At 42.8% G+C, this 8974-nt stretch carries 6 protein-coding genes; 3 read left to right on the forward strand and 3 right to left on the reverse strand.

Features of this window, described 5'->3' with window-relative positions; translation table 11 throughout:
• The first annotated feature begins 42 nt into the window (after positions 1-42).
• From NJD71_RS10185 to NJD71_RS10195, 3 genes are read left to right on the forward strand one after another with little or no spacing between them, the layout of a single operon-like run.
• A complete protein-coding gene (locus tag NJD71_RS10185) occupies positions 43-1302 on the forward strand; it encodes a glycosyltransferase (RefSeq protein WP_319051856.1) in 1260 nt (419 codons plus the stop codon).
• Positions 1302-2594 carry a hypothetical protein gene (locus NJD71_RS10190; protein WP_319051857.1) on the forward strand — a complete coding sequence of 431 codons (1293 nt, stop codon included), beginning with the start codon at positions 1302-1304 and terminating at the stop codon, positions 2592-2594. The genes NJD71_RS10185 and NJD71_RS10190 overlap by 1 nt, the downstream gene beginning before the upstream one ends.
• A gap of 46 nt (positions 2595-2640) precedes the next feature.
• A complete protein-coding gene (locus NJD71_RS10195) occupies positions 2641-3618 on the forward strand; it encodes a glycosyltransferase family 2 protein (protein WP_319051858.1) in 978 nt (325 codons plus the stop codon).
• Between the two features lie 30 nt (positions 3619-3648).
• On the opposite strand, the gene NJD71_RS10200 is transcribed toward NJD71_RS10195, so the two are convergent.
• From NJD71_RS10200 to NJD71_RS10210, 3 genes are all read right to left on the reverse strand, one after another.
• Positions 3649-4464 carry a hypothetical protein gene (locus tag NJD71_RS10200; protein ID WP_319051859.1) on the reverse strand — a complete coding sequence of 272 codons (816 nt, stop codon included), beginning with the start codon at positions 4462-4464 and terminating at the stop codon, positions 3649-3651.
• A gap of 79 nt (positions 4465-4543) precedes the next feature.
• Complete coding sequence (locus NJD71_RS10205; protein ID WP_319051860.1) at positions 4544-5191, reverse strand: glutathione S-transferase; 648 nt, start codon at positions 5189-5191, stop codon at positions 4544-4546.
• A gap of 238 nt (positions 5192-5429) precedes the next feature.
• Positions 5430-8974, reverse strand: a 3545-nt coding sequence (locus NJD71_RS10210; RefSeq protein WP_319051861.1) for an Ig-like domain-containing protein, incomplete at its 5' end; no start/stop codon positions are given.

Raw genomic sequence — 8974 nt, forward strand, 5'->3', positions numbered from 1 at the left:
ACCGATAGCCAAAACGTTTATCATTATAAAGGTCTTGATAACATGACTCGGTCTTCAACCTCGCCACTACGTATCGCTATCATTGCGCACTCACTGTACCCTATTGCTCAGCCCTATGCGGGTGGTCTAGAGATGATCACCCAACTCATTTGCGATGAACTGGTGGCACAAGGGCATGACGTACTACTTTATGCGCACGAAGATAGCGAGACCAACGCAACGCTGGTACCATTATTGACTCGTCATGAATTTGATGACATGGTCTATGACAATGAGCACGAAGCAGTAGCGATGGATCGTGAGGAGATGTATCAGTATCTTGCTTATCAGATAGCCCTACGAGATATCATCGAACGTGACGAGCGCGGTGAAATCGATATCGTACACAACCACAGTTTGCATCACATCCCAATGATGACAGGTCAAGCGCTTGGCAAAAGGTTTTTCACCACTTTTCATACGCCTATCTTCCCGCAACTGCGGTTGGCACTGTTGACCCTTCGTGCTGGTACAACCACTCAATTTACAGCCGTGAGCAAACACCAACAGCAACTGTTTTCTGAGTTTGTCCCCTCACACACCGTTTATAACGGTATCGACGTCGAGTCTTTTGTTGCCAATACTAAATCGAATAAAAATAGCGATAAAGAAACCTATTTCTGGTATGGACGTATCTGCCCCGAAAAAGGTACTCACTTAGCCATGCAGTACTGCCTAGAAGCAGGAAAAAATCTCGTCATTGCAGGACCTAAAAGCAACGAAGCGTACTTCGATCAATATGTAGCCCCCTTATTATCTAAAGACAGTGAACGTGGCAACAACAAACTATTTAGCTACGTCGGTCATGCCACTAAAGACGAAATTAATCACTATTTGTGTCAAGCAACTGCCATGCTGTTCACCAGTACTTGGGACGAGCCTTACGGATTGATCTTGGCTGAGAGTTTGGCATGTGGTACGCCAGTGATTGGTTTTGATGTTGGCGCCAGTGCCGAAATCATTACCCCAGATACTGGCATCATCGTTCCTAAAGGCGATAAAGCTGCTTTTATTAGTAGCTTTTCTATGATTAAGCAAATATCACGTAAGGCTTGCCGCGAGCGCGCATTGCAATTTTGTTCCGTGGCTGCCATGGTCGAAGGCTACTTGGTACTTTATAAAACAGCGCTAAAAGAAGACAATTCCATTAACCATCAAATGCAGTCTGATATGGTACATGACTCTTTTGAAGTTTCTAATAATGACGCTCATTCATCCGTTGCAACAGACCATGAGCTGGTCAGTATTGCAGGAGGAGCATAATGCGTATTGGTTATTATGCTCATCATCATGGCTCAGGGCACTGCCGACAAGCCGACAAACTCGCAGCGCTACTACCTGATGATGTCAGAGAACAACTGATAGTATTCACAAGTTTAGAAGCTGATACTTATCGCTTCACTTCGATCAATGAGCAGCAGATCATGCGGCTGTACCCAGAAGATGAGCGTCGTGATGACGTGCTAACAGGACGGGCTGGAGAATACTGGAAACCTGCAGGTCTGCACTACTCTCCTGTAGGTAATATCGATATTCAAAGACGCAGCCATCAAATACTCGATGCTATTCATCACTATGATATTGATCTCATGATTATTGATGTCAGCGCCGAAATCGCTATGTTATGCCGCGTGGCCAGTGTCCCTTATCTGTACGTTAGACTGCCAGGTATCCGCGATGATACTGCCCATCTAGAGACATTCGCGGGCGCGCTTGCCCTGCTGGCACCTTATCCTCAGAGTTTAGAATCGACCCATACTACTGGTTGGGTCTGCGATAAGACGCTATATCTTGATTTTATCTATACGCGCAACACCCAGTCACACACTCGTGAAGACTTTATAGACATACTGACGCGGCTAGACACGGATAAGCGTTTCTCTACAACGGTTCAATCTACTAAACCTGAATCAACGTATGATCCTGAGCCTATGATATCGGCCATGCCTATAGCGACTACTCAGACTATTATTACGATTATAAAAGGCTATGGTGGACATCAATCAATCGATGATAAGTTGCCTGAACTTCGTGGACTGCTGCCTCAAGCACTGATTATCTCTCTTGGTCCTATTGATGATGATAAACGAGGTTATGTCGATATCTCAGCGCAAGTAGATGACGTCACACCATATATTAATCATAGCGATTATTTGATTATGGCATGCGGCTTGAATGCCGTGGCGCAAGCGTATCATTATGCAACCCCTCTTATCGTGATACCTGATGACCGACCACATCAAGAACAAGTGGTCATGGCACAGGCATTACTCGCCCAAGACAAGGCATTGAACTGGGAGCAGTTTAAAGCCTTGATGATAGCTCAACACGGTAAATCTGAATGTTTTGATACTATGAGTCAAGCTATGAGCCATGCACCAGAAAAACAATATAGGGTACCAGTGAGTAATGATGATATAGACGAAACAAACACGTTGATGGCTGCTCAAGCTTTTATGAATAGTCTATGCGCTTATCCTAGTACGAAGCTCTGGTTTGAGAATTGGCTACTTACCAAAATCAAATCAAAGCCTGAATCAACTCATAAGCAATGATACGTCAAACACGACAAATAATATAATAGCGAGACGAGCATACACAATGACCATTGTTAATAATACCAATACAGCACCGATAACCATTATCACGACTTGCTATGGACGTAACCGCCACCTTTATAACCTGCTCAGCAGTCTAGAGAACAGTAGCATAAGACCGGCTGAGGTCATCGTCGTCAATGATGATGCCGATTGTGACCGACTGGCTTATTTCTCCTTAAATATCATAAAGTTACCGACTACTATTCAATCATCTACGAATGATAAATGCGATACACAGACTGCAGCGTTTGATATCGGTCACAATCGCAATCTTGGGGCGCAGCATGCTATTCATGACACCCTGATATTCTTAGATGTCGATTGTATCGTCGTCCCTACATTTATTGAGCACATGTATCACAAGCTCATGCAACATCCCGATGCGCTACTGATGGGACAACCACGCTATCTTACCCGACCTTTGTCAGATTTAGAGAGTGTACAATTACAAAGCAATCACTTGTCTCTTTCTTTTCTAAATGAGTTGTCTGTTTATAACCCTTATCGGTATAACTTCGATGAGGCAGACTCAATTCCTACCGAAACTGGGATAACAGCGATCAAGAGAACTGATGATTACGGGGCGTTTTGGAGCTTATGTTTTGCTATTAAAAAACAGACTTTCGACGATATTGGTGGCTTTGATACTCAATATACAGGCTACGGAGCAGAGGACACAGATTTTGCCTTTAGCGCGCGTCAGTTGAATATTGATTTTTACCTTACTGCCGATGTGATCTATCATCAGCAGCATAGTGTGTATCGACCGCCCCTCAATCACTTAGATAGTATCATTATCAATGCCGATCGTTTTTATCAAAAATGGCAGTGTTGGCCCATGGCAGGATGGCTGTCACAATTTGCTGACATGGGGCTGATTGATTGGGCAGAAGAACAGTCTTCACCCATAGCTGTGAGACGGCAGCCTAGCGACGATGAAGTAAAGCATGCCCACTGTCCAAATGCGCCTTATGTTTAACTGTAACCGACACGCTCGGTGATAACGATCTTAGTATCGATGGATAGATACCCTAGGCGGTAATGCGCTCATCTCCTGACGTTCAAACGCCCAGTTGTGACCGTGCCAAAAATGAGCCGTTTTATCATTGTTGTTAAAGCCGATTAAGAGTAGCTCTAACGGTAGCTCTGTTTTTTGGGTATGATGCACATACTCTCGAGCTGCTAGCATCAATCGATATAACAAAAAACCTGACGAAGGTGCTGACGAATGAATATCTACAAAATATGGATAGTCAGCAACAACTGCATGACGTTCTGATAGCACGCTACAATAAGTAGGGCTCATCAACAACTCTTGCATTGGCAAAGGAACATTCAAAACGCGATGAGTGACAATAGGGTCATCGTCAGGGTTTGGGTCGTCAGTCAGCGATGGAAACGGATAAGATTGATTGCTCGTCAATATACCTAACGGGGCTGTTTTTGCCATTTGCTCCATCATGGAGAGGTTATTGCTTCTAGGCGGTAAGCCAAAATGCAGTTTGCTATCGCCAATTTGCCGAAAAAATAAGAGCTTAGGTAATAAACTTATTGCCTGATGGTTGGCAAAGAAATCAGCGTGGATAAAATGGTTAAATAGCACTAGGACATCATCAGGTTGTAACAATCTCTCAAGCTGCGCTGTCGTGATTGCAGGATTGTTTGCAATTACGACAACTCGCTTGGATTGTTCTAGTGCTGTTTGTATGACGACTGGTAGCGTTAAAAAAGCCTCTTTCACCTTATCTGTGGTGCTGGATATATATTTATTTTTATCCGATATCGATACGCTGCGTTGGTGCATTGGGGTATTTATATTAGACATAGTAGCCTTATTTGATATAGCGTTTTATATACTACTCTACTCTCACTGTAATTTTTCATGGATCGATTTGGCACCCATACTAAGTAGGAAAAACAACCACCTCATCACCTTCCTGCCATGGTTGAAACTTAGTCATAGCTTGGACAAATAATGGATGCTCAAGCCAATGTTGTAGCCACCGCTGTAAGTTTGGATAGGGCAAATTATAGAAAACCTCACGATCCACATGGGCAAACTGACGCACAAAAGGCATGATACCGATGTCTGCAATGGTTGGATTATCTCCTAATAAATAGATATTATCAGTCAACAAGCTCTCTAAGACTTGTAAAAACACTTCTCCCTTCTCTCGGTACTCGGACTGAGTCATCTCAGGGTGACGATCGGCATATTTGTACCGATCAAGCCACTGTTTAAACTCATTATCGTTTTGTGCTATCAGTGCATTAGCCTCAGATGAAACCTTTTCGTCGAGCAGCCCCTGAGGATCGTTTTGCTCAAGCGCCCACGTCATGATCTCTGCACTCTCTTCAATGACGGATCCATCTAAAAGCTGTAACACAGGGACCGTGCCTTTTGGACTAATCGCTAGCATTTTCTCTGGTTTGTTCTTTAGCGTGATTTCTCGTAGCTCTACGGACAGCTCGGCGAATATTAGACCAAGACGAGCGCGCATAGCATAGGGGCAACGGCGAAAGGTGTATAGGCGTGGCAGTGAAGCATTCATAGTTATTTCCATAATAAACAACGGGTTATATTTCGCTGACTTTTTATTGTATGAGTTTATAGACTCTATTTTACAGCAAAGGTAGTACTGTCTTTACCTCTAGTTATAACTGTTCTTGATTATAAGTAAGATAGATTTTGAGTAATCTTATCAAATTATAATATCTCTGTAGGCACATATCAAAAAACGCCCCCATTTGGGAGCGCTTTCTTTGTTATTTACTAGTGGCTAATGATTCTTAAATCACATTGTCATCTATAGAAGTTTGTACATATAGCTTGGCAGAGTTAGCACCATCTTGATATAAGTCATAACCCACTTGATCAGATGTAGCTGATTTAGTCATGCCCGATATATTAACCGTGTCTGTACTATCGCCTTTGATGAATAGCTCATTGTTATTATCAGTGATACTAACCACATCACTCAGTCCCAAGCTCAGGGTTTGAGAGGTGTCATTGGTCATATCGATAGTCTCAAAATTAACGACTTGAGTCATATCATTACCAGCAACAACATTGAGATCATTAATTAACAACGTATCATTATCTTGAATATTGGCTGAGCTTTCGCCTTCGCCTCCATCAACGACAAGATCGTTCCTGTCAAATACTACAGTATCGCTACCACTACCACCGAACAACGAGTCTATACCGCTCAAACCAATTAGAGTATCGTCTCCATCGCCACCTTCTATCACTTCAGCTTGGTTAGTTCCTACTAAGTAATCATTATCGGCAGTAGTGCGCGATGGAATACTGTTAATTGAGTCTGGGCTTTGAGGCGCTGCGTACTCATTGTAGTTTAGCGTTACCGTTGAGCTGGCTGTGTCACCATCAGAGTCCTGATATTCGAACGAGAATACATCAATGTCGTCTGCATTGGGATTCACGATATCAGCGATATTGTCTGCTGCATTAAATGTATAGCTCCCATCGGCATAACCAATAAACACACCATAATCAGTTTGGAACTCATAATTAGTTGCATCGCTGTCAGTATTAATGGTGGTAATTGTGCCATCACTATCTGTTGTCGATACACCAGACCAAACAATACCAGTTCCAGTCGAGTTAAGGTAGTTAACTGTATCAGCACCAACTGCAACTTTTCCTTCAACGACAATATTATTACTTAACTTTGGTAGCGGATTTAGCGGCGTTAACTTGCCAATAACATCATAAGTATTTTCTTGACCTTCTTCACTATTGACCACGAAAGTACCTGCGTCATCCAATGCAGGGTTATAGTCAGAACCATCTAACACGAGATCCGTATCAACGATGCCATCATTATTTGTATCAACTCTATCTATGACTCCGTCACCATCAGTGTCCTCAGCACGCTGACCTGTAGTACTATACACAATATAGTCAAGTCTGCCATCACCATTAATATCGACAGCATCATTTATGTTATCACCGTCAAAATCAATACCATCTGAAACTAAGTCTCTATCAGCATCAATATAAGCAATATCGTTATTGCCAAGAATAGTATATCTATAACCATCTGGTGTATTACGTGTATATTCTGCATCTCCTCTATCACCCAAAATACCATTACCATTTAAGTCATAGTAGAAAGTGCCATTCGCGGCTTGATCAATAAACCCACCTATTGAGTTCCCGACTGCAGAATATATTGACTCATCGACTCTACCATCACCGTCATTATCAACACCATCATAGCCTTGATATATTTTCAGGAAATCTTTGTTTTTATCGGAGTCAATACTGGAATCTGTATCTTGATTGGCAAGTGTGATATCAAGTTGATACTGTTGACCAGCGATATCAATAATTTTCGAAGCATTTGGTATCACAATAAAATCGCTCTGTACAAAAACATCTGAGTAAGTGTCAGTGTCCAACCCAAAGGTAGCAGTCGTGAAGCTATTAATTGTTTCATTGTGTTTTAATAAGTAATCGACATTTACCGGCTCAGAGTTACCATTTACATCCATTGTGAAATCAATGTTTAGCGTTGTCTCAATTAAAACACCACCATTTCCAAATACACCAAAGTTGATATGTGAGAAGTCACCCAAATCAAGATCGGTTTCGAACTTAATCTCTTCACCAGCACCTTGATAGTCAAGATCTTCACGAGTTGTATAACCAGCAGGAGGTGTCTCTTCTCCATTTTGATTAGCTGGTACACCCCAATAAATAGCTTCGTCGAGCGTATCTACGTAAGTATTACCATCTGCCGCCTGATATGTGGCATCTAGTTCAGCAAACAATTCACCAACTGTACCGCCATAATCTCTAGATGAGACAGTATTACCAGGGTTTGCAGATGACGGATTATTAGCAATCAAATAACCAGAAGTTGTTGGCTCAGTAAACAATGAGTCAGTAAAGCCCGTTTGTAAACCACTAATAGTAATAGTCTCTTGCTGTACATCAATATTCCACACCACAGGTTGAGACGCTGGAGAGTCATCTTCAATGATAGCTAACAGCTCATCAGATTGTACTAATGACTCAATAGCCGACGCATTTTCGAACACCTCAACACCGAAGTTGATAGACAATATACCTTCTACATCATCACCTTGCGTATGATCTACAGGAGCGGCCAATGTAACATCATAACCAAATTGATAACCGTCAGTAATGACTTCTTTATTACCATTTAGGCTTATGGTCAGGACATTCTGTATTTGGGTGACGTTATTACTGTCTATGTATTCATATTCACCAATGATATTTCCTGTGGCTGAATCAATTCTAAAAATAACAGGGTTACCTTGGCTCATAATATTGTTGCCAGTTGTTGGCAATGTAAATCCAACCACGGCATCTGCTAAGTCTGTATCGGTGTCGGTTACTCTAATCCAATTATCAACCGTATCAGATGCAGAGTCAGTGGTATCTAATGTTGAGTTTGGATCGCTATCTGGATTGCCACCTTCTAGCCCCTCTTCAGAAACACGACCAGGAGTCGCAACTTCAGTTCTAGTAGGTTGATCATAGTCGATGGTGACGGTAGCGGGATCAGAGGTGAGGTTCGTACTATCAGATACGGTATAACTAATAGGTGTTGGGTTACCTACAAATCTTTCTTCTGGCTCAAATGTAATGACACCTGTAGTTTCATTAACGCTCCACTTACCCTCATTCGCTACAACAACCGATTTACCATCAGTGGCAATGATGCTTCCAACTGGGGCCTGGGTAATAATGACGGTTGCTGGGTCAATGTCATTTTCAGGGTCGGTGTCGTTACTTAATACATCAAGAGTCACATCAGAACCAAATGTTTGGTCTAACTTTTTATCATCTACCGCTACTGGGGCATCATTCACCGGCTCAACCGTGATGTCTAAGGTGGTGCTGTCAGTGTTGCCCTCAGGGTCGGTCACTGTATAGCTCACTTGGGGCACGGTGCCGTTGAAGTTAGGCGCTGGATCAAAGGTGTAACTGCCATCTGCGCTTAGGGTCAAGTCACCAATTGCATCACCATTGTCATCAGTGATGGTTGTTGCAACACCCAGCTCTAAAGCAACTTGGTCGCCACTGCCATTAACGTCTACGGTGGCTGAATCTACAGTTAGGGTGTTGTTACCGTCACCATCAGTATCGTTAGTAAGGACATTGCCGGTTAAGTCAGTGTCCTCAGGCGTGCTTTCAACTTCAGGGCTCGCGACCGGTATATCTTCTACTGGCGTTACAGTGATGTCTAAGGTGGTGCTGTCAGTGTTGCCCTCAGGGTCGGTCACTGTATAGCTCACTTGGGGCACGGTGCCGTTGAAGTTAGGCGCTGGATCAAAGGTGT

It is taken from the genome of Psychrobacter sp. PP-21, from assembly GCF_033790785.1.
Classification (GTDB): domain Bacteria; phylum Pseudomonadota; class Gammaproteobacteria; order Pseudomonadales; family Moraxellaceae; genus Psychrobacter.